Source organism: Enterocloster aldenensis (assembly GCF_003434055.1).
In the GTDB taxonomy this organism is placed as follows: domain Bacteria; phylum Bacillota; class Clostridia; order Lachnospirales; family Lachnospiraceae; genus Enterocloster; species Enterocloster aldenensis.
Genome location: NZ_QVEX01000012.1, coordinates 88,577 through 114,828, shown reverse-complemented (window position 1 = coordinate 114,828; position 26,252 = coordinate 88,577). Strand labels below are relative to the sequence as shown.

The window sequence follows — 26,252 nt, the reverse complement described above, 5'->3', positions numbered from 1 at the left end:
CCATCCATGCCCGTATACATCCATGCCCATGTACATCCATCGCATGTCCATCCAATCACCGTACCGGTCCCATACGGGCACCGGCCTGTCTGAGACTCAGCGTCCCCTGCGCATAAAGCCGGATACATTTTCACTGTCCACAAACTGCAGGTCCACACTATAAAATGAATTGGTCCGGCCGTCCCGGATGCACTCCATCATGGCCTGGACGCTGTACTTTCCCATCTGTTCCGTATCAATATAAAGGGACATGGCCATGGTTCCCCTCCGCACGGCATCCAGTGTGGCAGGAGATTTGTAATATCCGATTACCTGGGTTTCCCCCACCCGGTTATAATCAATCACGGCCTGGTACACTGCCTCGGTATCCACCTCATCCATGCATACAATGATATCCGGGGCCCCCTGGTCATTCTGGAACAGGTTCCAGACAATCTCCTCGGATTCAAAGGCCCGTTCAGAGGAAATCCTGATTTCCTCTACCCTTACCCTTCCCTGGGTCTCCTCGGAGGTAACCATCAGGTTGTTGATCTGGCTGAAAATCTGCGACTGGTTACTGTCAATGGCATTATCATGAAGAAGGACCGTAATCCTCAGGTTCTCTTTCTCTTTTGGAAGTATATTCCATATCTGGGCCGCATACTCCTGGCCCAGCTGGTATGGATTAATTCCCACATAACTCTTACGCCCGGTCTTTGGCGCATCATTCAAAATGGTAACAACCGGTATTCCTTTTTCATTGGCTTCATTGATTTTCCCTTCCAGGGCCTCCTCCGCCGTGCACTCCAGCAGAATGCCGTCCACCTTGGCGGCAATACTCATATCCATAAAGTCCGTCATGGTATAGGAGGATGACTGGCTGGTTCCTTTAAGTTCCACATAAGCATTCTGGGCAGCCGCCTCTTCCCTGACACAGGTATATGTATCCTTCCAGAACTGCGACTCCGTATTGCCTACAATCATCACAAAGTAGCGGTCATAGGTCCTGGAATTCTCCGCGTACTCCACCCCTATCTTCTCCAGCACGTAACCATAAAAGGAAATGGTCAGCAGGGTGAGGAATACAATACAGAACAAACCAGCCAGTACCAGCCAAAACAGTTTTTTTTTATTCCGGTCCATCTCCCCACCTCCTCTCCTTTTAAATCCCGGGTCCCGGTCCAGGCACCGGGCAATACTTATCTTCTGTCATCATACAGAAAATATGCCTCACAAACAAGCAAGGCGGGAGAGCCCATATAAGGCTTTCCCGCCTGGTTTACCGGCAGTCTGTCCGGGGCCGTATGGCGGACGTCCCTTTTACAGTCCACTTAATCCTGCTAAAGCATTTATTTACGCAAACGGATTCTCCGTCTTATAAAGCATGCCCGCAGGCTGGTTAAATCCAATTTCCTCCACATCCACGCCGATGAATTTGAATATCTCGTAAATTGCCTTCCCATAATGTCCGAATGCAACCGCGCCGTGGTGCGGGAAGTTCTTTTCAATCAGCACATGGCGGTAGAACCTGCCCATCTGCGGGATTGCAAAGATACCGATGGCGCCAAAGGAACGGGTGGCAACCGGCAGCACCTCTCCCTGGGCAATGTAGGCCCGCAGCTTGTTATCAGCCGTGCTCTGGAGACGGTAGAAGGTAATGTCGCCAGGGATGATGTCGCCTTCCAGCGTGCCCTGGGTCACTTCCTCAGGAAGGGCCCTGGCCATGATTAACTGGTACTTCATCTCACAGAAGGACAGCTTCCCTGAATTGGTGTTGCCGCAGTGGAAGCCCATGAAGGTTTCCTTCTGGGTATAACCGTACCTGCCCTTGATATCCTCTTCATAAAGGTCGGCCGGAACCGAGTTGTTGATATCCAGCAGGGTGACCGCATCCTGGCTCACGCATGTGCCGATGAATTCGCTGAGCGCGCCGTAGATATCCACCTCGCAGGACACAGGAATCCCGCGTCCGGTCAGACGGCTGTTGACGTAACAGGGCACAAAGCCGAACTGGGTCTGGAATGCGGGCCAGCATTTGCCTGCAATGGCAACGTACTTGCGGTATCCCCTGTGTCCGTCTATCCAGTCAAGGAGGGTCAGCTCATACTGTGCCAGCTTCTCCAGGATTTCCGGCTTTTTATTGCCTGTACCAAGCTCTGCTTCCATATCTTTTACCACATCCGGGATGCGGGGATCCCCTGCATGGCGGTTAAATGCCTCGAACAGATCCAATTCCGAGTTTTCCTCAATCTCAACCCCCAGATTGTAAAGCTGCTTAATCGGCGCATTGCATGCAAGGAAGTTAAGGGGTCTTGGACCAAAGCTGATGATCTTAAGGCTGCTAAGTCCAATCACTGCCCTTGCAATGGGCACGAATTCCGCAATCATGTCCGCGCATTCCTCTGCCGTGCCCACCGGATACTCAGGGATATATGCTTTAATATTGCGCAGCTTCAGGTTATAGCTGGCATTGAGCATGCCGCAGTACGCATCGCCCCTGCCCTGGACCAGGTTGTTCCCGGATTCCTCTGCCGCTGCAATGAACATGGACGGTCCGTCAAAATGCTTTGCCAGTAATGTTTCAGATATCTCAGGGCCAAAGTTGCCAAGATAAACCACCAGGGCGTTGCAGCCCGCCTTCTTCACATCCTCCAGGGCCTGCACCATGTGGAGTTCGCTTTCCACGATACAGATTGGACATTCGTATAGATTGGATGCATCATATTTCTTCTTATACGCCTCTGTCAGGGCCTTCCTCCTGTTTACAGAAAGGCTTTCAGGGAAACAGTCGCGGCTTACAGCCACAATACCTATCTTTACTTCCGGCATGTTAATCATAGTTATGTATCCTCCGTTTGATTATTTTAATGTTCCACTGTCATTGGGACAGGCGTGTCCTTGCGAAACGTTCTATCCTACAGGGAAATGTTCTCCCCCTTAAGGCCAATCCACGCGCCTTCGTCCAGTCCGCCCTCTTCATGGCCAATCAGCCATTTATTCCTTGCCGTTATCAGCTTTTCCTCGCCGCACCTCACCTGCGGCTTGTGGTCAAGGTCTGTGTTGGTTCCTCTTGGAAGCACCACCACGCACCGGAACCCACTGTCCGCTGTCTGGCACGGCGCGTAGTGGAGGGTGGTGGCATACACTTCCACCAGGGTGCCTGCCGGGACCAGGAAGGCCTTTACCTTGGATGTGTCATATGTAAAATCCTCTTCTATATCCTGCTGCCTTCCTAACAGCAGTACCAGGTCCGTCACAGCCAGGTTCACCTCGGAATCCCTGTGGTACTCCAGGGCATTCAGTTTTTTATTATGGCCGTTGCAGTATCCCAGCTGGATTCCCATCTGCCCATAAATCCCGTCAGACAGTTCCCTGCCTATGGGCAGCGCCTCCAGCCCGGGTACGGAAGCCACATAGACCACACCCTCAGGAAGGGGCGTGGATTCCATGGCCTTCATAAGACCGCTTACATCGTATCCGCTGATTACGCGCCCATATGGCCTGAACTCCGGGCTGGACACATTCAATAACTCCATATCATTTCCTCCTCATCATGGGCATAGGTAAGCCCTTTGGCGGGCCCGGCGCCGGGCAGCGCCGGGTCCGCGGCTGTTTTGGTTTTACCCCTTCATCCCGGCCAGGTCCTTAAAGCCGTCCTTCAGGCTGCGGTACAGGTTCTGGTATATCCTGTGGTAACCTGCATAAACAGCGGCTTCCTCCTCCACCGGTTCCGTGCTGCTCTTTTCACGGATGATCCGGCCGCAGGCTGTCTCCACATCCGGATAAATGCCGCAGCCCACGCCGGCCAGTATGGCTGCCCCAAGGGCAGGTCCCTCATCCATCGCCACGGTCCTGACCGTGCAGTTGTACAGATCGGCCAGCATCTGCCTCCAGACAGGGCTCTTGCCGCCGCCTCCGCAGGCCATCATCTGCGTTACCTCCACTCCCATCTCCTTCAGTATCTCATTGCAGTCGCACAGGGAGTAGGAAACGCCCTCCATCACAGCCCTTAACAGGTGCTTCTTGGTGTGGATGGCGGAAAGCCCGAAAAATACGCCCCGGCAGTCCGGATCCAGATGGGGGGTCCGCTCCCCCATCAGGTAGGGCAGATAAATCAGCCGGCTGCTCCCTGGTCCGATTTCCGCCACATCCTTATTAATCAGGTCGTAGACATCGCAGCCCCTGGCCCTGGCCTCGGACACATAATCCTGGCAGAACTGGTCCTTGAACCACTTAAGGGAAAGACCTGCGCCCTGGGTCACGCCCATGATATGCCATGCGCCCGGCACCGCACAGCAGCATGTGTGCACCCGGCCCTTGGGGTCAATGGATACCTTGCTGCTGTGCGCAAACACCACGCCGGAGGTCCCGATGGTGGTAAATGCAGTGCCGTCCTTCACGATCCCGGTCCCCACTGCGGCGGCCGCATTATCCCCTGCGCCCCCAACCACCTTCACATCCCCGGTCAGCCCAGTCTGTTCCGCCACCTGGGCAAGCACGGTCCCTGTGACCTCACAGGACTCGTAGACCCTGCCCAGCATGGATTCATCAATATCAAGGGCCTTTAACACTTCCTTGGACCAGCGCCTGGCCGGCACATCCAGAAGCTGCATGCCGCTGGCATCCGACACCTCGGTGGCAAACTCCCCGGTCAGCACATATCGTATATAATCCTTTGGAAGAAGGATATGGCGGCATCTGCTGTAATTCTCCGGCTCATGCTTCCTGACCCACAGTATCTTGGCTGCCGTCCATCCGGTAAGGGGCGGGTTGGCCGTAATCTCAATCCACCGCTCCCTGGGCATGATTTCAAGCATATCCTCCACTTCCCTGCCGGTCCTCTGGTCGCACCAGATGATGGAGGGGCGGATGACCTCACCCTCTCCGTCCAGCATCACAAGTCCGTGCATCTGCCCGGATATACCGATTCCTTTAATGTCTTCTGCCGGCACGCCGGACTGCTCCGTCACTGCCTTGAGGGTTGCAAGCACCGCATCCCTCCAGTCCTCCGGCCTCTGCTCCGCCCATCCGTTCTCCGGCTGATACAGCGGGTATTCCCTGGAAGCAGATGCTGCCACGGCTCCATCCTCATCAAACAGGACGGTCTTGGTTGCAGACGTCCCCACATCAACCCCAATCAGATAATTCATCTTGCCATTCCCCTTTCTTTGGCAGCGTATGATTCCAGTAACCGGAACCTGCTGTAAACGCATCCTATCTACGATTATACCAGAACAGGATTGTCTTTCCAGATTCAAACTTGACTTCATGACAGCACTTTTTTGCCCTTTTCAGCCTTCCCCGCCGGGATGGGCGGACATTTTAATTTTCCCCGTCCATCACCTTCCTGTATTCGCTGGGCAGGCACCCGTACCGCTTCACAAATGCCTTGGAAAACGCCCGTCCGTTGGGAAATCCGTTGTTCAGCGCCACTTCGCTTAAGCTGTGGCTGGTATTCATCATTTCCCGCAGCCCGTACTCCGTCCTCAGGTCCAGGAGATAGGTCTTGTAGCTGACGCTGGCATACCGTTTGAACATCCTTGAGAGATAGGTGGGTGAAAAGCCAAAGGTGGCTGCCACGCTTTCCAGCGTTATATCCTTATCGTAATTATTCTTCAGATACGCGGTTATATTGGACAGCTTATCCAGATGGCGCTTCTGCCGGATGCTGCCCTGGTCGTCCTCCTTTTTCATGAACCGGGTGACCAGCAGGTAAAGCAGCTCCAGGAACAGGCTCCTGACCTTCAGCTCATACCCAAACCCCTTTTCTTCATAAGTCCGGTACATCCGTACGATCAGCTGCACCAGGTTCAGGTTATCCTCCTCTTCCTGTTTGGTGAACAGCGCATAGTCCCCGTCCTCAAGATACCCTGCAAAACAGGAAACCGGTATCTGCACCACGACGGTGAAATTGGGGTCCGGGACCTCAATGGAATGTATCTCATTGGAATTGACAATCACAAAATCAGCGGCCTTCAACAGAAGCCTCTTATTGTTGATGAAAAATTCAATCTGCCCGTCCAGCACCAGGAAAACCTCAACCGAACGGTGCCAGTGCTTAGCCACCCTGTAATTGCCGTCCCTGCCCTCAAACAGGAACAGCCTGAACGGCAGATCCTCATTGGGCATTACCAGTTCGTGCTTATAATCCATATCCATCCCCCCTCCTGCACATAGAAACCCTGAAGCAGGGCCTGACACAACGTATGACACTGCTCCTGACACAACTCTTTCTTGCTCTTTTCATTCTATCAGAAATGCCGGTGATTTGGAATAAGAATCCAAAGTATTAAGGGCCGGGAAACCTTTTGGAAGTTTCCCGGCCCGGAACAGCCCCGTCTTTTCAATTATCAGCAGATCATATCCGCGCCCCCATCTTCCCCATGGCCCCGTGCAGGCGCCTGAGGCTTTCCTCATCCTGCCCCACATAAGGTGAATCAATGAGATATTCTTCCAGAATCCTAAGGTTTTCCTCATTGCCCTCCACGCCCAGGTCATCCAGGGTAAGGGGCATGTCCATACGTTCCATGAACCGCTTAAGCTGCTCCATCTCACCCTCCAGCTGGTTGTAGTAGAGCTGGGCAAACAGCGCCACGGCCACGATTTCACCGTGCAGGGCTGCCTCTGCCTCCTTTGTGAAGAAGGTGCGCACCCCGTCATACATCATATGGCCCAGGGCGGACTGGCTGAAGCTCTTGGTTATGTTGGCTATGACACCTGTTACCGCTATGTTGATGAAGGTTATGTCCTCCACTGCCTTGGTAACCTTGCGGCAGCGGATGTCCTCGATGGCCTGGGGACCGTATTTCTCCAATACGTCGTAGGTGTATTCCGACATCTTAAATGCGGTGAACAGGTCAAAACGGTTGTCCTCCAGCGTCATCACCGGCTTACCGTTCTGGATTTCAATCCGCTTGGCCATGGCGTCCAGTATGCCTGCGGCCGCGTAACGGATGGGACAGCTGGCAATCACGTCCATGTCCACCAGAACAGCGTCCACCTCATGTTCAAACCTCCAGCAGGTCTTCTTGGCGCCCTGCGGTGTGTACATGACACTCATGGTTGTAAATGCGGCGCATGTGGCTATGGAGGTGGGGATATTTACCGTCCCAAGCCCTGCCGTCTCAGCCAGGGCCTTGGAGAAATCCATGATCCTTCCTCCTCCCACCCCCACTACTTCATCACAGCCGGCTGCCAGGCATTTCCCCGCATATTCCCCTGCCGCCTCAAAGCTGCAGGGACCGCTGTAAATCTCTACCACATAGTCCAGGCCCGCTGCCTCAAATCCCGGAATCAGCTGCCCCTTAACCGCGTCAAAGGCCCGGGGTCCTGCTATCACAAAGGCCTTTTTGCCAAACCTGCGTATCTCCTGCCCGCACTCCTTCAGGATGTTCCTGTCCTGGCGGTAACGGCCCGCCCCGAATTTTATGGCGCTGTCCAACACAATCTTCTCCATGGTATCTGCATCCCTTCCTTTTTCTGAAATTGATTCTGGATGCATCATACCATCTCAAATCCCGCGCTTCAACAGGACCTCTGTTTTTCTAATCGCTTTCGGTCATTGTAACACTATTTTATACAAATTTGTCTGTTTAGGTCCAATGCCTCCCATGGGATTTCCGCCCGTATGCCAGCTGCTTCCCATATGCCAGCTTCTTCCCGTATGCCAGCTTCTTCCCGTATGCCGTCACCAGTCTTCCATCAACCGGCTGCGTATGACCATCAGATGGTACTCCATGGCATCATATGCATCCGCCCCGCGCTTTAGCGCAATGGCCCTGGCAATACGCCTGTGCTCCTTCACGGTTTCCTCCATATGGCGGGTGGCGGAAATGCTGTCATGAAGCACCAGCATCTGATGGATATAGGGAATCAGGTTGTGGATTGCCGCGTTCTGGCTGCAGTTGGCCACTGCCTGGTGGAATTCCATGTCTTTCCTCACATAATTCTCCCCTGCCGCCACCATGGCCTCCAGCTCATCGCACAGCCGGAACAGCAGTTCCCTGTCCTGCCGCTTCGCGTTCTGGGCTGCCAGGGAAGCGGATTTTGGTTCAATGAGCAGGCGCAGCTCCAGAAGGTCCCTGGCCAGCTTGGTTTTATCATAAATCAGGGAAAATCCCAGGGGATCCTCATTGACCCCCATGCTGCCGGATACGAACGTGCCCGCCCCCCGCTCAATGACCAGGATTCCCCTCTGTTCAAGGATTTTCTCCGCCTGGCGGATGGTGGAACGGCTGACCTCGAAACGCTCCGCCATCTTGATTTCATTGGGAAGCTTCTGTCCTACCCCGTAATTTTCATGGTGGAGCATGGACATGACCGCGTCCGCGGTCCGTTCCGGCAGGGATTTCTGGTTTACCTTTTCCATCTTTCGTACAGAATCCGGGACGCCGGGGTCTGTACGGGAATCCATTCCAGCCATCTGTACCTCCCCTCTACCGGGATTCCGGGAAGTCAAACAGGTTCAGTCCGATTTCCCTGCTCATCCTGCGGCCCACTTCCCCGGGCAGGATGTCCACGAAAATTTCAGCGGTGGCGCTGATCACAGCCCGCACCAGATGGCCGCCGTGGCATTCTCCCTTGACCGGGTTTCCTATCACCCCATGGAGGTGCAGGTATGGTTCCCCGTCCTTTCTCGTTATGCTGCCTGTCAGGGATGCGATTTCATAAGCCCCCTTAAGGCATTTTCCCTGAAACGCCTTTGTATCCGTATCAAACAGGCCCAGTTCCACCTCAGAGGCGGCCCCAAGCCCTGATACCTCTGCCAGGCTGATATCCTCCTGCTCACAAAGCTTTGTCAGGCACTGCACCACTTCTTCCTCCGGATCCAGCCTGAGTACCAGCTTATGTCCAAACCTCCTGTATTCCATCACAAGTCTCCTTTCCGCTTTTATGAAGCCCCCATGAACGCCTTTATCCCTGAAAACGCCTTCATGGCATCTTCCCTTCCCAGCCTGTACATCTGCTCAATCCGCTCCGGCCTGCGCTCGGTACGGCTGATCTTAATGCGCCTGCTTGGGCGTATGACCAGTATCTCCCCTTCCCGTTCCAGGCGGCTGATTTCATCCAGTTCCCGGTTATATACCAGGTGGCGGCTGGCCGCTGTCTCCACAAATTCAGGATATTCCCTGTAGGCCCTGCGTATCAGGGGCAGCATGGGGTTCTGTTTCTTGCGGTATCCCTCAGGCCGGGTCAGTATCACCAGGTCCTTCTTAAACCCCATCTTCCGGAACGCCATGACCGGGATGGAATCAGCCACGCCCCCGTCCAGCAGCTTCTTCCCATCCAGTTCCACGATCCGGGAGGCCAGCGGCATGGAAGCGGACGCCCGCACCCAGTCAATCCGGTCGCCTCTCAGGCTGGGACAGCGGTGGTACACCGGCTGTCCTGTCTCCACATCCGTGCATGTGACATAGTATTCCGTGGAAGACGACTCAAATGTCTCATTATCAAATGGGTCTAACGTTTCCGGCAGTTCACGGTAACAGAAATCTATCCCAAACATATCCCCTGTCCTTATCAGGGACCGCATGCTCATGTATCTCGGGTCGCGGCTGTACTTCAGGTTATACCGGATGGAACGTCCCTTCTGTCCTGAGACAAAGCTGCATCCGTGTATTGCCCCGGCAGACACGCCGATAAGGCCGTCCGCCTTTATGTCATTCTCCAAAAGCACGTCCAGGACACCGGCGCCGTATATACCGCGCATCCCTCCGCCTTCTACAACGATTCCTGTTTTCATTCCTTCACCTCTTGCTTCATTCCGTCATTACTTTATTCTATAATTGCTTTATTGTGTCATTACTCAATCCATCCACCGGTGCATTGTCTCCAGCAGGCGGTCCAGGTCCAGGGGCTTGGTGACATGTTCATTCATCCCTGCCTGTTTCGCCTTATATGCATCATCTGCAAAGGCGTTGGCTGTCAGGGCGATAATGGGAATCCCGGCCCCGTCCGGGCGCCTCTGGTCCGCGCCCATCCGGCGGATGGCCATGGTCGCGCCGTATCCGTCAAGGACCGGCATCTGGATATCCATAAGGATAAGCCCAAAAGTGCCCGGAGGATTTTCCTCAAATAATTCCACTGCCTCCCGGCCATTTGCAGCGCATGTTATCTCCAGTCCGCACAGGGACAGAAGTTCTTTTACGATTTCCCGGTTCAGCTCATTATCTTCTGCCAGGAGGATCCTGGTGCCGGGCCGGAATGTCCTTGGCGCCTTAACAGGGGGTTCCCGGTCCTGGCTGTGGGTTTTGTCCTGGTCCATGACCAGCTTCAGATATATGGTTACCACGAACCGTGTCCCCTTATTCAGATGGCTCTCCACCTGGATGGTCCCGTTCATCATCTGCACCAGGTTAAGGGTAATGGGCAGGCCCAGCCCTGTTCCCTGGGTCTGACTGACCCGCTCATCCTCCGCCCGCTCAAAGGGAGTGAACATCTTTTCCTGAAATGCCTGAGTCATGCCGATCCCGTCATCCTCCACAATGAACTCAAAGCAGCCCACACCGCTCCGGCTGGACAGCTTTTCTTCCAGTGAAACCTTGATTGTCCCATTTTCAGGGGTGTATTTGACCGCGTTGGACAGGAGGTTGAGAAGGATTTCCTTGACACGGACCATGTCCCCGTGCACGGCGTCATGCACCAGCCCTTCCAGGCGCACAAACAGATGCTGCCCTTTCTGCCCGATATCCGTCTGGATGATTTGTGCCACCTCCTCCATCATACCGGACAGGCTGAAGGGATTTTCCACCAGGCAGACGCTGCCGGATTCTATCTTTGACATATCCAGCACCGCATTAATCAGCTCCAGGAGATGGTCCCCTGACGTATGTATCTTCAGAAGGCAGTCCTTGAGCTTATCCCTGTTATCCAGATTATGTTCCGCAACAGCGGCCATTCCCAGGATGGCATTCATGGGGGTACGGATATCATGGCTCATCCTGGACAGGAATTCGGATTTGGCCTGGTTGGCCCGGTTAGCAGCTGCATAGGCCTCCTCAAGGGCCTGTTTGGCCTTCTTTTCCTCTTCCCTGTGCTCCAGTTCCTTCTGTTTCTCAGAACTGATGTTGCGGATTGCAATAATAATGGTCTTGGGACGGCTCTGCTCCATCGCCACCAGGTGGATCTCCAGCCGGTACCAGGATCCCCCGTCCTCCTGTCCGGCCAGACGGAACTCGGCCTCCATATGTTCATTTTCCTGGGTGATTTCCTGAAGCAGCCAGTCCCTGGCGCACATGTCCCCCACCCGCTCCCGGTCAGCCTCGTCCGTCTGTTCCAGGATATACCGGTTCAGGCTTTCCGAAAACCGCCCTGTCCTGGGCAATGGTTTCTTCCTGCCGGCATCCGGTAACCGCACGGCGTAATAACTGTCCTGGATAAGATTTACATAAAACATGCTGACATACACGCCATTGATTGCCTGCAGGGCCGACTGGTTCATATACAGGTGTTCGCTGTTTTCAGATAAAAGGGATTTCATCTCATGGATATTATAGATGGCGCCCACCACGCGGTCCGGCTTCCCTTCCTCCACAATCAGACGGCAGTTCACCCTGTACCATGTATAAACGCCGCGCTGCCCTTCAGGCGTGGCGCAGCGCACTTCAAAGCATTCCGCCCGCCCCCCGCAGATATTATCAAGCACAAGGGGGATATCCTCCGGATGGATGATTTCCTGTTCCAGAAGGATGTTGGAATAATTGTGGAGTTCATTCCTCCAGACCCCCATGCCGGACCGCGGCTCATAGCTGATGAACACATCCTCATCCATAAGGTATTCAAACATCACGGCGGCGCTGGCTTCCATGGACACCCGGTACATCTCCTGCTCACGTTCCAGCTGCACCTGAAGCGCCTTGCGCTGTGTAATATCCACTATGGTCCGCTGGATGATATGGTCTCCCTCCGGCGTGGTCCCAACCACCATGTTGGTCCCTTCCATCCAATGGACGGAACCGTCCTTCCACCTGGCCCGGTACTCCTTATCCTGCCTGCCACCGGGCTGTTTCAGCATGGCGTAGCAGCTGCGCAGCAGATCCTGGTCCTGGGGAAGCACATTTCCCAGCACACCGTCATGCCAGTCAGCAAGTCCCTCCTCCATACTGTCATAACCCTGCAGCAGGATGGCTGTCCGGTTCGTGGAAATCAGCCTGTAGCTTCCGTCCCTGCCGTGGGAAAAACGGACAATGCCGCAGGGCACGGTATCATAAATACTGGCAAGCAGCTCTGTCTGTTCCCGCAGACGCTGGGCATTTTCCTCTGACTGGGTAATATCCAGATATATGCTGTTCACCATCCATCTGCCGTCCGCATCCTGGGCCTTCTTGCCGCTGTCAATAATCCACTTAAGGCTACCGTCCCTGCAGCGCACCCTGTAACGGGTAGAATAGGTAAGGCCGCCGTTTTTAAAGGCCGCCTCACAGTCAGCCAATGCGCCCGGCAGATCAGGCGGGTACACGTTGCCCACCGCTGTCCCCCCGGTGGCTTCCATGAATTCATCCACCGTATATCCAAACAGGGCCGCTGCTTCCCTGCTGACAAATGCATAGGAATAGGTATCATCATCATTGCTGATTTTCAACCCGCCTGCAATGGAGGACATGATTACCTCCATCTGCCGGTTCTTCTGGCGCATCTCCTCCTCCAGGATTTTCATGCGCTCCTCCACATAGTCAAAAGACTGGCGGCCTATCTTTTCAGGAAATCTTTCTCCCTCCATCATCTCCTGGTATGGATTGGAGCAGTGGATGTGCGCGCATAAGAGCCTGTCCCCTTCCTCCTGAAATACAAAGGACACCCGCTGATGCGCCTTCAGGTACATCCGGGTGCTGGGATCTGTGGCAATCCACATCCGTCCTGTAACAAGATAGATTCCCTCTGAAGGCTGTATGGCGTCATATTCCTCATCCCATATATTGCACCGCGGGATGCTGCCTTTCATCTGCGCAAACGCCTTCACGCACGCTTCCCGGCCCACAATATATTCATCCTCCCCTGCCCCCATCCACAATATGTCCGGGGCAAACAGGGAAACAATCCCTTCCACGTCATTTTCACAATAATGCATATGCATCATCCGGCCGGCAGTCTCTTTTGCCTCTTCCAGACGCCTGTAATCTGTTCTTCCATCCCATTTATTCACAATAAAAACCGCCTTCTCTGTTGCGTGGACATTATATCAGGTCTTAGGAACTGCCGCAAAATGACTTGTGCGGGTCATTTTGCGGCAGTCCCTTACTTTATGTCCGCCTCTCAGATTCCGCTGCGGGCGCATATATCGCCCAGACAGCATGCATCACAATGGGGCCTGGTCCTGGCCGTGCACACATCCCTTCCATGGTAGACCAGCCTGTGGCAAAAGTCGCTTCCCTCCTTGGCCGGAACCAGCTTCCACAACGCCATCTCCACCTTCTTCGGGTCCTTAATCCCATCCACAAGGCCCATGCGGTTCACCAGGCGGATACAGTGGGTATCCGTGACAATGGCCGGCTTGCCGAACACATCCCCCATGATCAGGTTAGCGCTCTTGCGTCCCACTCCGGGCAGCTTGAGAAGGGCGTCAAAGTCATCCGGGACCCTGCCCCCGTATTCTTCCTGAAGGATTTTCATGCAGGCGCTTATGTCCCTGGCCTTGCTGTGCCCCAGGCCGCAGGGTTTTACAATCCTTTCAATATCCTCAACCTTGGCATCCGCCAGGGACCGTACATCCGGATATCTGTCATACAGGTCCTTAACCACCACATTAACCCTGGCATCCGTACACTGGGCAGCCAGGCGGACACTGACGAGCAGCTTCCATGCCTGGTTATAATCCAGGGTACATCCTGCGTCCGGATATTCTTTTTTCAGGCGTTGTATGATTTCCAATGCCAGTTCTTCTTTTGTCATGTCACACTTCCTCCGATATTGGTATTCCATGGCCGTCCATGGTCAATCCCTGGAACAGGTGCCTCCTTATAAGCCACAAGTATATTCTATCGCATTTATATTTCCGTAGCAAGCCACATAAACGGAATGTTTCATCCACCGCGGAATATATATGACATAACGGAACGGAAATCCAATCATCCAAATAAGGAGGGGTGCAAATGTGTACAGCAATCACCATACGGACTTCCCAGGGCAATACCTGTTTTGGCCGTACCATGGACTTTTCCTATCCCCTTGACCCAGAACTTTACATATCGCCAAGAGGTTATGAATGGAACAACCTGACAGCTACCCACAGAATCCGCAGCCGCTACAGTTTCATAGGCGCTGCCCAGGATCTTCCCCCTGTGATTTTCGCGGACGGCGTCAATGAGATGGGTTTTGCGGCAGCTGTCCTTTATTTTCCCGGTTATGCGAAGTACGATGACAGTGGATCCGGGGATATCCCTGAAGATCCAAGACCTCCCATTGCAGCCATTGAGCTGGTCAGCTTCCTGCTGGGGCTCTGCGCGTCCGTAAGACAGGCAGCCTCCATGCTTGACACCATACGGATCGTGGGGCGGAAGGACAGCATTACCAATACGGTGGCTCCCCTGCACTGGATCCTGGCAGACCAGGACGGGGCCTGCATGGTTGCCGAGCGCACGGAGGGTGGACTGCGGCTCATGGATAATCCAATGGGCGTGCTGTCCAACAGCCCTGATTTTCAATGGCATATGACAAATCTCTGCAACTATATGAACCTGTCGCCTTACCAGCCCCAGGAGGCTGAATGGGGCCGCGTGAAAATGGCGCCCTTGGGCCAGGGCGCGGGCACACTGGGCCTGCCCGGGGATTTTACACCTCCCTCCAGATTCGTAAGGGCCGCCTACCTGAAAAGCCATTCCCCCATTCCGGCCAGCCAGAAGGAAGCCCTTAACACAGGATTCCATATTCTGGAAAATGTCAGCATCCCCAAAGGCGCGGTGATGACGGACCGCCATACGGCTGATTACACCCAGTACACCGCAATGATCGACCTGTCCGCAAGGAAGTACTCTTTCCGCACCTATGACAACAGCCAGATTGTTTCCGCCTGCCTGGAGCCGGGCCGGGATTATGGCAGCAATATGGTATCCCTTGGAAAACTTAGCAGTCCGGCGGTCACGGACAGCTGGGAGGTCACGTCAGCTTAGGCAGGATTTCCTCCAGTGCCTCCACCGCATCATTTAACCTCTCAAGCTCATCCTGGGTCAGCTTTTCCTCCAGCATCTGGATGAATGCCGTATTCTTAAGGTAATATTCATCCAGATAGGAGACTGCCCCCGGCGTCAGCCGTATCCATGTGACCCTGCGGTCATCCGTGCCCTGCACCCGTTCCACAAACCTGCTTTGGCTCAGCCTGTCCACCAATTTTGTCATCTGCTGCTTGGGTACCTTCATCTGATGGGCCAGTTCCGACATGGTGGCTGTACCGCATGCCCGCAGCGTCTCCAGGCAGTAGTATGTCTCCAGGCTCATCTCATTGTCCAGCGTGTCCCGAAAAGGCTTTACCAGTTTGGAATGCCAGTCCGGCATTACCAGCAGCAGGTTTTGGACAAACCGTTCTGATGCTTTTGCATTCTTCATATTCTTCTCCCATTGACAAATTCCCATTAAAATGCTATCCTTGTTAATTAGTAAATAAAATATGACTATCATACTTCTATGACTTTTTCTCTTTGATTATATATGAAATGTAATCAAAGTCAACCACTATCCAATTATCAGCCAGAACAAAGGAGATGCATACATTCATGAACATCCGGTTTAAGATTCCCGCGCCGGTACGGGACAAATTCCGCTTCGGCACACTCAGTTTTATTTTTATTGTTGCATACATCAATGTCTTCCAGCTCATTTTCGGCCCGGAAAATTCCATTGTGGGCGTCATTTTCACAATCATGATGTCCGCCTCCATGGCCCGTGACCTGACCGCTGCTCCTGTCCGCCACCTGATTGCCCAGTCCCTGGTGCTGGTCTGGATGGCGCTGGCCGCCTACTGGGTAAATGCCCTTCCCATGCCCATGTCGTTTATGATTAATTTCGTCACACTGTTGGGGATCCTGTATGCATTTACTTATGAGTACTCCAGCCATCTGTATTTCCCTTACATCTTATCCTATCTGTTCCTGATATACATTTCCCCTGTCAGCGGGGCGCAGCTTCCCAGAAGGCTTATGGCCATGCTGGCCGGGGCCGTGTCCATCATGCTGTACCAGTGGTTCATGGGAAGGAAACGGGTGGTTGAGACAGCAAAGGATGTCTTATGCGGGATGATTGATATGATCAGCCATTATATTGGCAGCCGTCTGGAGGGCAGTGTGGATGCGCCGGATTTCCCTTATATGCGCAGCCGGCTGTATCAGCTAAGCCGGACCGTATATGAGCGCAGGAAACGGATCCTCTGTATCTCCGACGCCAGTTTCTACATGGTAGACGCGGGCCGCGGCCTGGAACACCTGCTGGTCCTTATCAATGAACTGCCTGCCCCCCTGTGCCGCAATGACCGTGACCTGCTAATAAATGTACGCTCCCGGCTGGCTGCTTTTCATTCCTTTCTCCAGCAGGAAACAGGTGGCATCCCCCTTATTGATTCCTCTGTCCCTGCTGCCCCTGAAAGCAGCAAGACCTCTGTCCTGTTCCAGAACAGCCTGAATTATATCCGCGACAGGCTACTGCACATGACAGACCCCCAGAACAGGTCCCGCTACCGCGAAACCTCCCTGTCCTTCCGGTTCCGCCTCATGGCAGCCCTGGACCTAAGCCCGGTGCGGGCTGTTTACGCGCTGCGCACGGCCCTGGTGCTGTCCGCAGCCGCCTGCCTGGTGCAGGCCCTTGGGATGCCCCACGGCAGATGGCTCCTGTTCACCCTGGCCTCCGTATCCCTGCCCTATGCAGATGATGTGCCTGCCAAGACAAAGAAGCGGATTCTGGCAACTATAACCGGCGGCCTGGCCTCTGTTGTGATTTATTCCCTGGTTCCCTCGGCCGCCGGACGCACCGCCGCCATGATGCTCTCCGGTTACCTCTCATTTTATTTTACCGATTACGCCGAGACATTTGCCTGTTCCACCATCGGCGCCCTGGGAGGCGCTGTGTTCATGAATGCATTCGGCTTTTGGCAGGTGGGAAATATATTCATCATCCGCCTGGGTTATATCCTGGCCGGCGCAGCCCTTGGACTGATTGCCAACTGCTATATCATCCCCTACAGCCGCTCCATGGCCACCAGACATCTGCTGACCAAATACCAGACCCTGACAGAACTCCTGACCCGTATATGCAGCGCCGATTATGTGGATACCCAGCTGTATTACAGCCTGGTCATCCAGGCCCATCTTCAGGAGGAAAAGCTGGCCAGCAACGCGTATCTGGAGGATTGGGCGGAGGTTCCGGACATTCTGGCAAAGTGCAGGGAAAAGGTACATAATGCCCACCGGATGCGGATTGAGGAGCGGATGGATGCCCCGGTATTCGAGGCCGGGCACCTGGTTTGACACACGGTGCATTGGTTCCTGCAGCGGAAAAAAGATGGCGTGCCGGTTAACTGAGGCCGGCACGCCATCTTTTTTTATCTTAATCTTACCTTATCTTAATCTTACCTTATCTTAATCTTATCTTATTTTATCCTGTCTTATCTTAATTTCATCTTCCTGTCATCACCCTCTGTCTTTTTATTCCTTTCCTTTATTTTATGCCCTTACCTTGACGGGATCCACAGCTTCATCCTTCAATGGGGATATACTTCTTATCCTCCACCGCGGGCCTGTTCTCTGCTTTCGGAACCAGCATCTTCAGGGTGCCGTCCTCAAACTTAGCCTTGATGTCCTGCTCGGTCACTGCATCCCCCACATAGAAGCTTCTGCTGCAGGAACCTGAATAGCGCTCCCTGCGGATGTATCTGCCGTCAGACCCCTTCTCGTCCTTGCTGGTATTGGCCGTGGCCCGGATGGTAAGATAACCGTCCTTTAATTCAGCCTTTACATCTTCCTTTTTTACTCCAGGCATGTTCATGGTAATCTCATAACCTGCATCCGTATCCTTGATATCTGTATTCATCATATCAAAGGTGCTGCTTCTGCCAAATGGGTAGTCAAAAAAGTCATCCAATAAGTTTTCTCCAAAAATACTAGGCATCAACATAAATCATCTCTCCTTTTCTATGAAATAAAGTTGTTGTTTGTTTTGTTCTATATGTAATATAACACGCATTTTCTATGTTGTCAATATACCCTGCTGACTTTATATTTTTTTAATATTTTAATAGCCCCCATGGCCCAGATAGTCCCCCGCCCCCCAAAAAGAGGCCTGGTGGGGCAGCGGCTGCCGGGCTCTTCGTTAAATTTTGCATGAAATCCAAAAATCTTACCATGGAAAAACCGGACCATACCTCCTATACTTATAAGAACATGAATTGAATGTTCTACAAAGGAGTGAATACTTATGACAAGCATGTTAGTCAGGTTCGAACAGCCAAATCAGGTGGTTGATTTTGTCAATACCATCAGCCTCTTTGATTATGACGCTGATATCAAATATGGCCGCCAGATTGTGGATGCCAAGTCCATACTGGGTGTTCTCTATCTCGCAATTTCACGCACCGTGGAATTGGTCCTTCATATTGACGAGGACGGATGCAGGGATTTGAGGAAGAAAATCGCAAAGTTTATTGTATAGGAATGTTGTTCCGCTTGGAATCCTGAGACGGACAAAAGCCGGGGCAGTCTGCTGCCACGGCTTTTGTTTACATCCTTCAACTATATTTCCTGCCTTAAACCTTTCTTTTTCCCGCTGGTTGGCCGCGGTTCAGGCAGATTTTTCCATACCTCACATTTTCATCAGCCGTCCTAAGGCATGATCAAAGAACATTTTGTAGGACCTGCAGAAGTAATTGCGCCCTTGTCCGTTTTCTTCCCGGACCCTGCGGCAGCCTCCCCTGCAAAGCTTAAAATACCGGCAGCTTCTGCATTCCCCGTCCTGGTTCCGGGACAGTTCCATGAACTTCACCGCCTGTTCTTTTGCGGCAAAACCCCCAAACTCCTCTTCCCGTATATTGCCCAGCTTCCATTGGTCCAGCACATAGAAGTCACAGGGATATATGCTTCCGTCAGCCTCCACCACATGCTGGATACTGCATTGTCCCCGCATGTCACATGCCTCGGGCGGATACCCCTTAAGCATGCCCAGATAGTTATCAAAGTTGCGGATGGATATCAGGTGTCCATGGCAGTAATCATCATACCACAAATCGAACAGTTCACAGAGAAAACGCCCGTATTCCTCGGGTAGAAGGGAATATTCCTCCTTTCCCTTTTCACTGCCCAAGGGGTCCAGGCAGGGGATGAACTGCAGATAACGGAAATCCTGCCTGCGGTAGAACTGGTATACTTTCCGTACGCTCATGGCCGTGGCCTTATTGACCACGGTCAGGATATTATATTCTGCCTTATATCGGTTACAGAGCCCAATGGTATCCATGACCTGGTCAAAGGATCCCTTTCCATCATAATTCTTTCGGTAGCGGTTGTGGGTATGTATGGTCCCATCCAGGGAAATTCCGATGAGGAAATGGTTATCTGCCAGGAAACGCACCCATTCCTCAGACAGAAGGTATCCGTTGGTCTGTATGAAGTAGCTGATTTCCAGGTTCTTGTGGTTGTATTCCTTTACCAGCTCCACGAACGTTTGGTAGAAATCCAGACCGATCATGGTCGGTTCCCCTCCCTGGAACCCAAACGAACACTGGCCCGTGGCATATGCAAGCGCCTTGCGGATCAGCGCCCGGCTTGTCTCTTCCGACATGAAGCCGTAAGACGGGACCTCCCTCTTACTCATCAGGTCATGGTAAAAGCAATAGGTGCAGTTCAGGCTGCACATGCCGGAAGACGGCTTTATTAAAAGATTTAACGGCGGCATCTCATTCTTCTCCTCTTTTGGTCTATTCTGCGCACTGCTGACAGCATCTATTATACACTAAAAATCCAGTCCGGGATAGTCAGATTATCTATCCCACGGATCTGGCCGCGGCGGCGGCCAGATCAGACTTCATCGGAGTTAGCTGCGATATCTTTTATAGATGTCTTATACGGGGTCTGCCATGTATTTCAGGGCCGGGAATCATGATTCCTCCATGACCGGCGCGCCTGTCATTGCAGTTTCCCGCCTGATATGACGGCACACCAATATAAGCGTAATACCCAGACACACTGTCTCCGAAACCGTCGGCGCCCACCAGATTCCCCGGCCGGCCGCCAGGGCGATACAGCCGGCCAGGGCCCCGGCCATGATGACCATTCCCCTTCCCAGGGAAATCACCAGGGACTCCTTAGGCCGCTCAATGGCTGTAAAATATCCGGCGCCCACAATATTAAATCCCAGCACCAGGAACGATAGGCTGAAAATCCGGAACACGGCCGCGGAGTACTCCCTCAGGCTTTCCAGGTTTTTGGAAATAAACAGGGAAACCATCCCATCCGCGCCTGCCATGGATGCCAGGAATGCGGTTCCTGCCATACCCACAGCGGTTGTAACCGCATACCTGAGCAGCCTGTTGCACGCCTCCTGCTGCCCTTTTCCATAATAAAAGCTGATTAACGGCTGGATGCCCTGGGCAATCCCCACCATGGACATGACCACGATGGTATTCACATATGCAATGATGGTATAGCTGACAATCCCCTGTTCCCCAATACAGCGTAAGATGGCGTGGTTAAACATAAACACCGTGAAACCGGCCGACAGTTCCGTAAGTCCTGAGGAAAGCCCGATCTTCACCACCCGGCAGAACTGTGCGAAATTCCAGTCAGGTTTTGCAAACCTTATGGTTGCCTTTTCACTAAGGAAATGCCTCAAGTATAAAAATACGGTCAGCATCTGTGAAATCCCGGTTGCCACACCGGCGCCCCCTATGCCCCAGTGGAACACCATGACAAACAGGTAATCCAGGACGCAGTTTGTCAGCGCGCCCGTTGTCACCGCAATGGCGGCAAAGCGCGGGTACCCATCGGTCTTAACCAGTGTCTCAAAGGTGTAGGAGCTTATAAAAAACCAGGTAAACGGCAGGATGGACAGGATATACTGCCGCACGTATCCAACCGTGGATTCAGTTGCCCCCAAAAACATCACCAGCGGGTCCAGGCACAGCCATACGGCTGCCATGATCATCAATGCAATCAGGCCTGAGACCGCCAGGTTCTGCGTATTGGCCTGGTTGGCTTCCCTGTGCTTTCCCTGTCCCAGGAAAATAGCCACAATGGTGGATGTGCCCACTGCAAAAAGAATGGACACGGAAAACAGGAAATTCACAAAGGGCGACGCAATGTTAACAGCTGATAAAGCCACCTCCGACACACCCCTGGCCACAAACATCCCATCCACCATGGTATACAGCGCAAATATCCATTGGGCCAGAACAGACGGCCAGACAAACCTCCAAAATGATTTCTTCAGTGACACTCCTTCGAAATTCATGATCCTTCTCCTTTTTATTCACACAGCTAATCTTGCAAATAAAGTATAAACCTTGGTATAATACCAAGGTAAACAGCAATTTTTGCCATATTTAGGAGAGATGACATGTCAACATTTTATAAGATTGGGGAGATTGCAGCATTATACGGCATCAGCACGGACATCCTGCGCTATTACGAGGAACTTGGCATCCTGGTTCCCCGCCGGGCGCCCAACGGCTACCGCGTGTACCGCACCGAGGACCTGTGGTGCCTCAATGTCATCCGCGACTTAAGGGAGCTGGGCTTTTCCATGGACCAGATACGTTCCTATATTGAAAACAGAAGCATCGGCTCAACCCTGGAGCTGTTCCAAAAGGAAATGCATGTAATAGACCAGCAGATTGCAAGGCTCAACTCCCTGCGGGATAATATCATAACAAGACGGGAAACCATAACCCAGGCCGGGAAGCTTGTCCTTGGCCGGATTGTTTTAAAAGAAATGCCGCCCAGGCCCTGCCACCGGATCATGCAGAGCTACGAGACGGACGAGGAAATGGATATCCTGATTAAGCAGCTGGTATCCTTTGGACCGGACCGACAGTATATCATCGGCAACAACCAGATGGGCTCCTTTGTCAACCTGTCCGATGCCCTGGACGGGCGCTGCCAGCAATATGACGCAGTGTTCATCCTTCATCCGGACGGGGAGCATCACATTGAGGCAGGATCCTACCTGTCGGTATGCTACTGCGGCAGCTTCAGGCAGACGCGCACCTATGTGCCCCAGCTTCTCCAGTATGCCAGGGACAATGGCATGGCAATCCGGGGTCCCCTGCTGGAGCTTTTGTGGATTGACATCCATACCACCAAGCATGTGGAGGAACAGGTGACGGAACTGCAGCTGAAGGTAGAGGTCGGGCAGGCCGGGATTTCATGACCCAGTCTCCATACCGCTGTCATCCATGTGATCCGGCAATACGGAAGCGGCTTTCCCTCAGCCCTCAAAATACAGCTGCTACCTGACCTTAGCCGGAACCCCCACCGCAACCGCGTAATCCGGTATGTCCCGGATTACGGCGGCTCCGGCTCCAATCACCACTTCTTTTCCCACCCTAATATCATCAATAACCGTACTCCCGATTCCTATAAACGACTTTCTTCCAATCCGTGTATGTCCGGCCATGGACACTCCCGGACAGATATTCACAAAATCCTCCACCACACAGTCATGTTCCACAATCGCACCGGTATTTATGATACATCCAATCCCAATCCGCGCATTGGGGTTAATTACCGCGCGGGCCAGCACGGTACACCCCTGGGAAATACTGGCGGACGGGCTGATGATGGCAGTGGGATGGACGATTGCCGCCAACGGAATCCCCCATGCCTTCACCTGGTTAATCTTCTTCTCGCGCAGTTCATTACTGCCAACTGCAGCAATAACCTCATCATAGGATTGAAGGAAATGCTTTAAATCAACCTTTGCCTCTTCATGAATATGATATCCCGGAATCTCCCGATGGCCTTTCTCCTTCATATCCAGAAAATCAATCCCATCGTATTGCCTCATTGCCAGGGCACAGTCCAAAGTCACAGTCCCCTGGTCCCCGGCTCCCCAAATTAATAAACGTTTCATATCCATTTCTCCCATTTTGTTATGTATTGCCCGGCAGCCCTGCCGGCTAAACATGATTCCATGTCTTTTTGAGACTGTGGGATGAGTGACTACCGTTCCAAAGCGGCCCATGGAACACGCCTGCATTTTATACGCTTTTCCATCAACTACAAGATGCACACTGATCTGCCGTGCATATTTCCTGTCCGCAGTCAGTCCATCCAGCCTTACATCCATACTGTCAATCCGCGGCACCGCAATATACTGTACATGAAAAGGGTTCAGGATAAAAAGCGCGGCCAGTTCCCCGCCTTCCTCATCAAGCCAGAATGTACTCCATTCCATTTTACATTCCCGGCTGGCATGAAAGGACGTTCGAAGGGGAAGCCTCTGCCTGAGCCAATACAGCAGGAACGGGGAACCGATAAACCACCCGGCATACAGTGGAAGCAGCCAGAAAAACAGGGGACTGATCCTGGTTCCGATACTAAGCAGACGGTCCACCGCCGGCCAAAGCGCCAGCATGACAATATAATATATATAATTTATTTTCCTCATCATCCCCCCGTCCGCCTGATTCAGCCTGACAATCCCATAACAAATCCCGGTACATTACCGGTTATGGCTATATAAACGGCAATCAGAATTGTGATTATGACAAGGGCCAGCAGATAAAAAAATATGCCAAGAAGAATATACCGGATGATTCTGGCAAACAGGGATATCTTCTTGGGTTCTGGCCGTATACCGGATGGGTGGGGATTGGATGGCTGGGGGGTGGATGACCGAGGGTTGGATGACCGAGGGTTGATGGCTGGGGGGGTATATGGCCGGGGGTTGAATGGCCGGGTGCCGCCAATCATTACATGGCCGTTCCCTTTCATTTCCAGATCCGCTTCTCCGTTTTCCGATTTGCTGTTTTCCGCTTTACTGTTTTCTACTCCCCCGTTTGTTTCTACCTTACTTAACATGTCCTTCATACGCCCTGTTAATACAGCCACGGACCCCACCACTTCACTAGCCGTTTGTATGGTACACTCCGGGCAGGCGCCTCCCTTATGGCTGCATCCACATACAGGGCATTTATGTTCGAACTCAGATGCCCCGCAGTTAGGACACTGTAAACAGCTGTCCTCTATCTCACTTTTGCAGTATGTACAGATTTTCATCAACCACCACCCAAATGAATCTTTGGTTTTCCTTACCTGATTTTAAATAACTGTCTGTCCCGGACCATCAGTGCCTGTCAAACGTATTTTTATAAGCCCATTCTTTCAGACAGCTGCATGAACAGGGCTTCCCCTTCTCCTGCATTGCCCCTTGATTTTACGTGTTAAAGTATTTCCGTCTGCTTTAAATCCAGGCATGAGGCGCCTTTATTTACGTGTTTTCTAACCCGGGTCATATGTTAAAGGAACTCCGACATATTAATACACGGACGTATTTTCTTTTCTGTTTCCAGGCCATGCCGCAAATCATATTCCTTGATTGCCATCCGGTATATTCCGGCCAATGTGGCGATATTGAGATGTGGGTCCCCAAAATGATACGATGCTTTTCGAATGGTCTCATTCAGTATTTCATTTATTTCGTCCTGATTCTTTTTGGTGATTGTGCGCGCCCAACATTTTTGGCAAAAATTCTCAACATTTTTGGCAAAATATTTTGGGAAAACGGGAGCCTGAAATAGTTCTCTTCAAGCTCCCGTTTTTGTCACTTATTTTGAGAATTCTGCTTTAAGAATTTCCTTCTCGCTATCCGTCAATTTCGCATAGGAGTTAATTATCTCTTCCGCACTTCCCTCTCCATTTTGAAGTCTTACTTTTATTGAATTAACGAATATTACTTTCTTCCATGCTTCCATAAAGTCAACCTCCCATTATTTGAGCAAGTGCTACTGACATGGCATCAATCAACTGCACGTTATTATCTACCTTACGTTCTAAATCACTTTTTTTCAACAGCCTTATTGTAATCAGATTATCAATTAGAGCTGGCTCTGCCGTCACCTCTTCTGAAACGGTATGGCCTTCTTCATCCACAATAGCTGACCAGCCCCCTATAGCTTCTTTAACAATATAATCATTCTGAATGTTATATGTATCTAACTTAGAATAATTCATGTACTGATTTTCGAGGATTCCCTGGTCTGACATCAAAGTAAGTGTAGAAAGCTCACTCTCTGTCTTGAAAAGTTTCAACAGGTCAATTTCCTGGGCCTGAGACTGTAATATTTGAACTTCTAGGGATGGAACATTTTGGTTCCTTATTACATTAAAAACTGGAACGGATATTCCTGTCATAGTGACCAATCTTGACATCACATTTCCTCCTCTTCTTCTGAATCATCTATACCGTTGTTATTGCAATCAGATGGTCCCCCTTTACCACTTTGATGTTTTCCCGGAAATGGTACATTTGCCGGCGCATCATACAGATATGGAGTTGGCTGCTTTTCTGCAAAATCCGGTCCTATTTCTTTCTTCTGTTTTGACATAATCTTGTCCTCCTTGTTTTTGAATAAATATTTAGACTTTGTGGTTATATAAATGATAAAAATCAGTGCATAGTATCACGCAATACGGATTTAACAATGAGTGCAGTCACACTGATTGAAGATATCATAGATTCTGAAATAACGGGTGAAATATACTATCGTGTAAAATCAGGCATATGCTACATAAGGTGCCGGATTATTACGCCATCTGCTTCTGCAAGGGAAAACGTGCTTATTTGTAGTGGGATGCCTAAATCTGCCATAGGACAAAGCCGCTACTGCTCGAACGGTATAGGAACTGCTGCTATAGGTGTGGTTTACATTGATAATAATTCGACCGAACTGAAGATTAATTTGTCAGGCCAGGCGGGGAATGGATATGTTTCCTTTTCATATCCCATTAATCAATAAATGATTATTTTGATGTTATCATGAAAGTTCCAATCATAGTGATTTGACTATTTGCTGCTAATGTTTGATTAGTGTTAACATTCCCGTTCACGGCTATGTAAACAGCCTTTTCATTATGCTTTATATCCCATGCTATAGTATGTTCTGCTACCTGCCTTTTGAATTTGAGTAAACATGTGTATGGACTAGCATCTTTTAAAATATCAACTACTACATAACTGTGTACCAATAGTCCATAAGTACAGATAGCGCCAAAATCAGTATGTATTTTTGCATAATCTGTATCTTCAAACCAAGATGCACTAGGAAATTCTCTTTTATAATTCAAATCCGTATTGCGCACATC

Annotated in this window: 25 protein-coding genes; 4 read left to right on the top strand and 21 right to left on the bottom strand. The window is 51.8% G+C overall.

What is annotated here, in order from left to right; translation table 11 throughout:
* Positions 1 to 96 precede the first annotated feature (96 nt).
* From DWX59_RS20300 to DWX59_RS20250, 11 genes are all read right to left on the bottom strand, one after another.
* Positions 97 to 1,122, bottom strand: coding sequence for a substrate-binding domain-containing protein (locus DWX59_RS20300; protein ID WP_117560972.1), 1,026 nt, complete (start codon positions 1,120 to 1,122; stop codon positions 97 to 99).
* Between the two features lie 210 nt (positions 1,123 to 1,332).
* On the bottom strand, positions 1,333 to 2,817 hold the full coding sequence (locus tag DWX59_RS20295; protein ID WP_117560971.1) for an L-fucose/L-arabinose isomerase family protein: 1,485 nt from the start codon (positions 2,815 to 2,817) through the stop codon (positions 1,333 to 1,335).
* Between the two features lie 77 nt (positions 2,818 to 2,894).
* On the bottom strand, positions 2,895 to 3,515 hold the full coding sequence (locus tag DWX59_RS20290) for a DUF4867 family protein (RefSeq protein ID WP_117560970.1): 621 nt from the start codon (positions 3,513 to 3,515) through the stop codon (positions 2,895 to 2,897).
* Between the two features lie 84 nt (positions 3,516 to 3,599).
* Positions 3,600 to 5,129, bottom strand: coding sequence for a xylulokinase (xylB, locus tag DWX59_RS20285; RefSeq protein ID WP_117560969.1), 1,530 nt, complete (start codon positions 5,127 to 5,129; stop codon positions 3,600 to 3,602).
* A 172-nt stretch (positions 5,130 to 5,301) separates the two neighbouring features.
* Positions 5,302 to 6,132 carry an AraC family transcriptional regulator gene (locus tag DWX59_RS20280; RefSeq protein WP_117561008.1) on the bottom strand — a complete coding sequence of 277 codons (831 nt, stop codon included), beginning with the start codon at positions 6,130 to 6,132 and terminating at the stop codon, positions 5,302 to 5,304.
* A gap of 205 nt (positions 6,133 to 6,337) precedes the next feature.
* Complete coding sequence (locus DWX59_RS20275; protein WP_117561007.1) at positions 6,338 to 7,435, bottom strand: iron-containing alcohol dehydrogenase family protein; 1,098 nt, start codon at positions 7,433 to 7,435, stop codon at positions 6,338 to 6,340.
* Positions 7,436 to 7,666: 231 nt separating this feature from the next.
* A complete protein-coding gene (locus DWX59_RS20270; RefSeq protein WP_117560968.1) occupies positions 7,667 to 8,401 on the bottom strand; it encodes a FadR/GntR family transcriptional regulator in 735 nt (244 codons plus the stop codon).
* Between the two features lie 13 nt (positions 8,402 to 8,414).
* The gene (locus DWX59_RS20265; protein ID WP_117560967.1) at positions 8,415 to 8,849 is read right to left on the bottom strand and encodes a PPC domain-containing DNA-binding protein; all 435 of its coding nucleotides are present in this window, start codon (positions 8,847 to 8,849) and stop codon (positions 8,415 to 8,417) included.
* 20 nt (positions 8,850 to 8,869) lie between these two features.
* Complete coding sequence (locus DWX59_RS20260; protein WP_117560966.1) at positions 8,870 to 9,721, bottom strand: patatin-like phospholipase family protein; 852 nt, start codon at positions 9,719 to 9,721, stop codon at positions 8,870 to 8,872.
* Positions 9,722 to 9,784: 63 nt separating this feature from the next.
* Positions 9,785 to 13,123, bottom strand: a complete 3,339-nt coding sequence (locus DWX59_RS20255) for an ATP-binding protein (protein ID WP_409337942.1) — start codon at positions 13,121 to 13,123, stop codon at positions 9,785 to 9,787.
* 107 nt (positions 13,124 to 13,230) lie between these two features.
* Entirely contained in the window at positions 13,231 to 13,866 is a 636-nt protein-coding gene (locus DWX59_RS20250) for an endonuclease III domain-containing protein (protein WP_117560965.1), read from the bottom strand.
* Between the two features lie 200 nt (positions 13,867 to 14,066).
* Between DWX59_RS20250 and DWX59_RS20245 the strand changes: the two genes are divergently transcribed.
* A complete protein-coding gene (locus DWX59_RS20245; RefSeq protein ID WP_117560964.1) occupies positions 14,067 to 15,083 on the top strand; it encodes a linear amide C-N hydrolase in 1,017 nt (338 codons plus the stop codon).
* Here the strand turns inward: DWX59_RS20245 and DWX59_RS20240 are convergent.
* Positions 15,070 to 15,516: a MarR family winged helix-turn-helix transcriptional regulator gene (locus DWX59_RS20240; protein ID WP_117560963.1), complete on the bottom strand. Its 447-nt coding sequence runs from the start codon at positions 15,514 to 15,516 to the stop codon at positions 15,070 to 15,072. The genes DWX59_RS20245 and DWX59_RS20240 overlap by 14 nt on opposite strands.
* Positions 15,517 to 15,683: 167 nt before the next feature.
* Between DWX59_RS20240 and DWX59_RS20235 the strand changes: the two genes are divergently transcribed.
* Positions 15,684 to 17,426, top strand: a complete 1,743-nt coding sequence (locus DWX59_RS20235; protein WP_166460275.1) for an FUSC family protein — start codon at positions 15,684 to 15,686, stop codon at positions 17,424 to 17,426.
* 226 nt (positions 17,427 to 17,652) lie between these two features.
* Here the strand turns inward: DWX59_RS20235 and DWX59_RS20230 are convergent, their stop codons facing one another.
* Entirely contained in the window at positions 17,653 to 18,072 is a 420-nt protein-coding gene (locus DWX59_RS20230) for an Hsp20/alpha crystallin family protein (protein WP_117560961.1), read from the bottom strand.
* A 300-nt stretch (positions 18,073 to 18,372) separates the two neighbouring features.
* Between DWX59_RS20230 and DWX59_RS20225 the strand changes: the two genes are divergently transcribed.
* Positions 18,373 to 18,606, top strand: a complete 234-nt coding sequence (locus tag DWX59_RS20225; protein WP_117560960.1) for an HPr family phosphocarrier protein — start codon at positions 18,373 to 18,375, stop codon at positions 18,604 to 18,606.
* Between the two features lie 150 nt (positions 18,607 to 18,756).
* Here DWX59_RS20225 and DWX59_RS20220 read toward each other — a convergent pair whose 3' ends face one another.
* Positions 18,757 to 19,845 carry an anaerobic sulfatase maturase gene (locus DWX59_RS20220; RefSeq protein ID WP_117560959.1) on the bottom strand — a complete coding sequence of 363 codons (1,089 nt, stop codon included), beginning with the start codon at positions 19,843 to 19,845 and terminating at the stop codon, positions 18,757 to 18,759.
* A gap of 201 nt (positions 19,846 to 20,046) precedes the next feature.
* Positions 20,047 to 21,399, bottom strand: coding sequence for an MATE family efflux transporter (locus DWX59_RS20215; protein ID WP_117560958.1), 1,353 nt, complete (start codon positions 21,397 to 21,399; stop codon positions 20,047 to 20,049).
* 105 nt (positions 21,400 to 21,504) lie between these two features.
* Here DWX59_RS20215 and DWX59_RS20210 point away from each other — a divergent pair, with 105 nt between their 5' ends.
* Positions 21,505 to 22,317 carry a MerR family transcriptional regulator gene (locus tag DWX59_RS20210; RefSeq protein WP_117560957.1) on the top strand — a complete coding sequence of 271 codons (813 nt, stop codon included), beginning with the start codon at positions 21,505 to 21,507 and terminating at the stop codon, positions 22,315 to 22,317.
* Positions 22,318 to 22,395: 78 nt separating this feature from the next.
* On the opposite strand, the gene DWX59_RS29430 is transcribed toward DWX59_RS20210, so the two are convergent.
* From DWX59_RS29430 to DWX59_RS20180, 6 genes are all read right to left on the bottom strand, one after another.
* Positions 22,396 to 23,559, bottom strand: coding sequence for an acetyltransferase (locus tag DWX59_RS29430; RefSeq protein ID WP_235845121.1), 1,164 nt, complete (start codon positions 23,557 to 23,559; stop codon positions 22,396 to 22,398).
* Between the two features lie 17 nt (positions 23,560 to 23,576).
* On the bottom strand, positions 23,577 to 24,167 hold the full coding sequence (locus tag DWX59_RS20200; protein ID WP_117560956.1) for a hypothetical protein: 591 nt from the start codon (positions 24,165 to 24,167) through the stop codon (positions 23,577 to 23,579).
* 548 nt (positions 24,168 to 24,715) lie between these two features.
* Positions 24,716 to 24,862: a hypothetical protein gene (locus DWX59_RS28830; protein ID WP_002593045.1), complete on the bottom strand. Its 147-nt coding sequence runs from the start codon at positions 24,860 to 24,862 to the stop codon at positions 24,716 to 24,718.
* Positions 24,863 to 24,866: 4 nt separating this feature from the next.
* Positions 24,867 to 25,319, bottom strand: coding sequence for a hypothetical protein (locus DWX59_RS20190; protein WP_002595063.1), 453 nt, complete (start codon positions 25,317 to 25,319; stop codon positions 24,867 to 24,869).
* Positions 25,319 to 25,495, bottom strand: coding sequence for a hypothetical protein (locus tag DWX59_RS28825; RefSeq protein WP_002593043.1), 177 nt, complete (start codon positions 25,493 to 25,495; stop codon positions 25,319 to 25,321). The genes DWX59_RS20190 and DWX59_RS28825 overlap by 1 nt, the downstream gene beginning before the upstream one ends.
* 415 nt (positions 25,496 to 25,910) lie before the next feature.
* Positions 25,911 to 26,234: a hypothetical protein gene (locus DWX59_RS20180; protein ID WP_227138288.1), complete on the bottom strand. Its 324-nt coding sequence runs from the start codon at positions 26,232 to 26,234 to the stop codon at positions 25,911 to 25,913.
* Positions 26,235 to 26,252: the final 18 nt, after the last annotated feature.

Excerpts from the sequence above, each read along its gene's own strand:
- DWX59_RS20300 (WP_117560972.1), bottom strand. The coding sequence starts at position 1,122 with ATGGACCGGAATAAAAAAAAACTGTTTTGGCTGGTACTGGCTGGTTTG.
- DWX59_RS20295 (WP_117560971.1), bottom strand. The coding sequence starts at position 2,817 with ATGATTAACATGCCGGAAGTAAAGATAGGTATTGTGGCTGTAAGCCGC.
- DWX59_RS20290 (WP_117560970.1), bottom strand. The coding sequence starts at position 3,515 with ATGGAGTTATTGAATGTGTCCAGCCCGGAGTTCAGGCCATATGGGCGC.
- xylB (WP_117560969.1), bottom strand. The coding sequence starts at position 5,129 with ATGAATTATCTGATTGGGGTTGATGTGGGGACGTCTGCAACCAAGACC.
- DWX59_RS20280 (WP_117561008.1), bottom strand. The coding sequence starts at position 6,132 with ATGGATTATAAGCACGAACTGGTAATGCCCAATGAGGATCTGCCGTTC.
- DWX59_RS20275 (WP_117561007.1), bottom strand. The coding sequence starts at position 7,435 with ATGGAGAAGATTGTGTTGGACAGCGCCATAAAATTCGGGGCGGGCCGT.
- DWX59_RS20270 (WP_117560968.1), bottom strand. The coding sequence starts at position 8,401 with ATGGCTGGAATGGATTCCCGTACAGACCCCGGCGTCCCGGATTCTGTA.
- DWX59_RS20265 (WP_117560967.1), bottom strand. The coding sequence starts at position 8,849 with ATGGAATACAGGAGGTTTGGACATAAGCTGGTACTCAGGCTGGATCCG.
- DWX59_RS20260 (WP_117560966.1), bottom strand. The coding sequence starts at position 9,721 with ATGAAAACAGGAATCGTTGTAGAAGGCGGAGGGATGCGCGGTATATAC.
- DWX59_RS20250 (WP_117560965.1), bottom strand. The coding sequence starts at position 13,866 with ATGACAAAAGAAGAACTGGCATTGGAAATCATACAACGCCTGAAAAAA.
- DWX59_RS20245 (WP_117560964.1), top strand. The coding sequence starts at position 14,067 with ATGTGTACAGCAATCACCATACGGACTTCCCAGGGCAATACCTGTTTT.
- DWX59_RS20240 (WP_117560963.1), bottom strand. The coding sequence starts at position 15,516 with ATGAAGAATGCAAAAGCATCAGAACGGTTTGTCCAAAACCTGCTGCTG.
- DWX59_RS20235 (WP_166460275.1), top strand. The coding sequence starts at position 15,684 with ATGAACATCCGGTTTAAGATTCCCGCGCCGGTACGGGACAAATTCCGC.
- DWX59_RS20230 (WP_117560961.1), bottom strand. The coding sequence starts at position 18,072 with ATGTTGATGCCTAGTATTTTTGGAGAAAACTTATTGGATGACTTTTTT.
- DWX59_RS20225 (WP_117560960.1), top strand. The coding sequence starts at position 18,373 with ATGACAAGCATGTTAGTCAGGTTCGAACAGCCAAATCAGGTGGTTGAT.
- DWX59_RS20220 (WP_117560959.1), bottom strand. The coding sequence starts at position 19,845 with ATGCCGCCGTTAAATCTTTTAATAAAGCCGTCTTCCGGCATGTGCAGC.
- DWX59_RS20215 (WP_117560958.1), bottom strand. The coding sequence starts at position 21,399 with ATGAATTTCGAAGGAGTGTCACTGAAGAAATCATTTTGGAGGTTTGTC.
- DWX59_RS20210 (WP_117560957.1), top strand. The coding sequence starts at position 21,505 with ATGTCAACATTTTATAAGATTGGGGAGATTGCAGCATTATACGGCATC.
- DWX59_RS29430 (WP_235845121.1), bottom strand. The coding sequence starts at position 23,559 with ATGATGAGGAAAATAAATTATATATATTATATTGTCATGCTGGCGCTT.
- DWX59_RS20200 (WP_117560956.1), bottom strand. The coding sequence starts at position 24,167 with ATGAAAATCTGTACATACTGCAAAAGTGAGATAGAGGACAGCTGTTTA.
- DWX59_RS28830 (WP_002593045.1), bottom strand. The coding sequence starts at position 24,862 with ATGGAAGCATGGAAGAAAGTAATATTCGTTAATTCAATAAAAGTAAGA.
- DWX59_RS20190 (WP_002595063.1), bottom strand. The coding sequence starts at position 25,319 with ATGTCAAGATTGGTCACTATGACAGGAATATCCGTTCCAGTTTTTAAT.
- DWX59_RS28825 (WP_002593043.1), bottom strand. The coding sequence starts at position 25,495 with ATGTCAAAACAGAAGAAAGAAATAGGACCGGATTTTGCAGAAAAGCAG.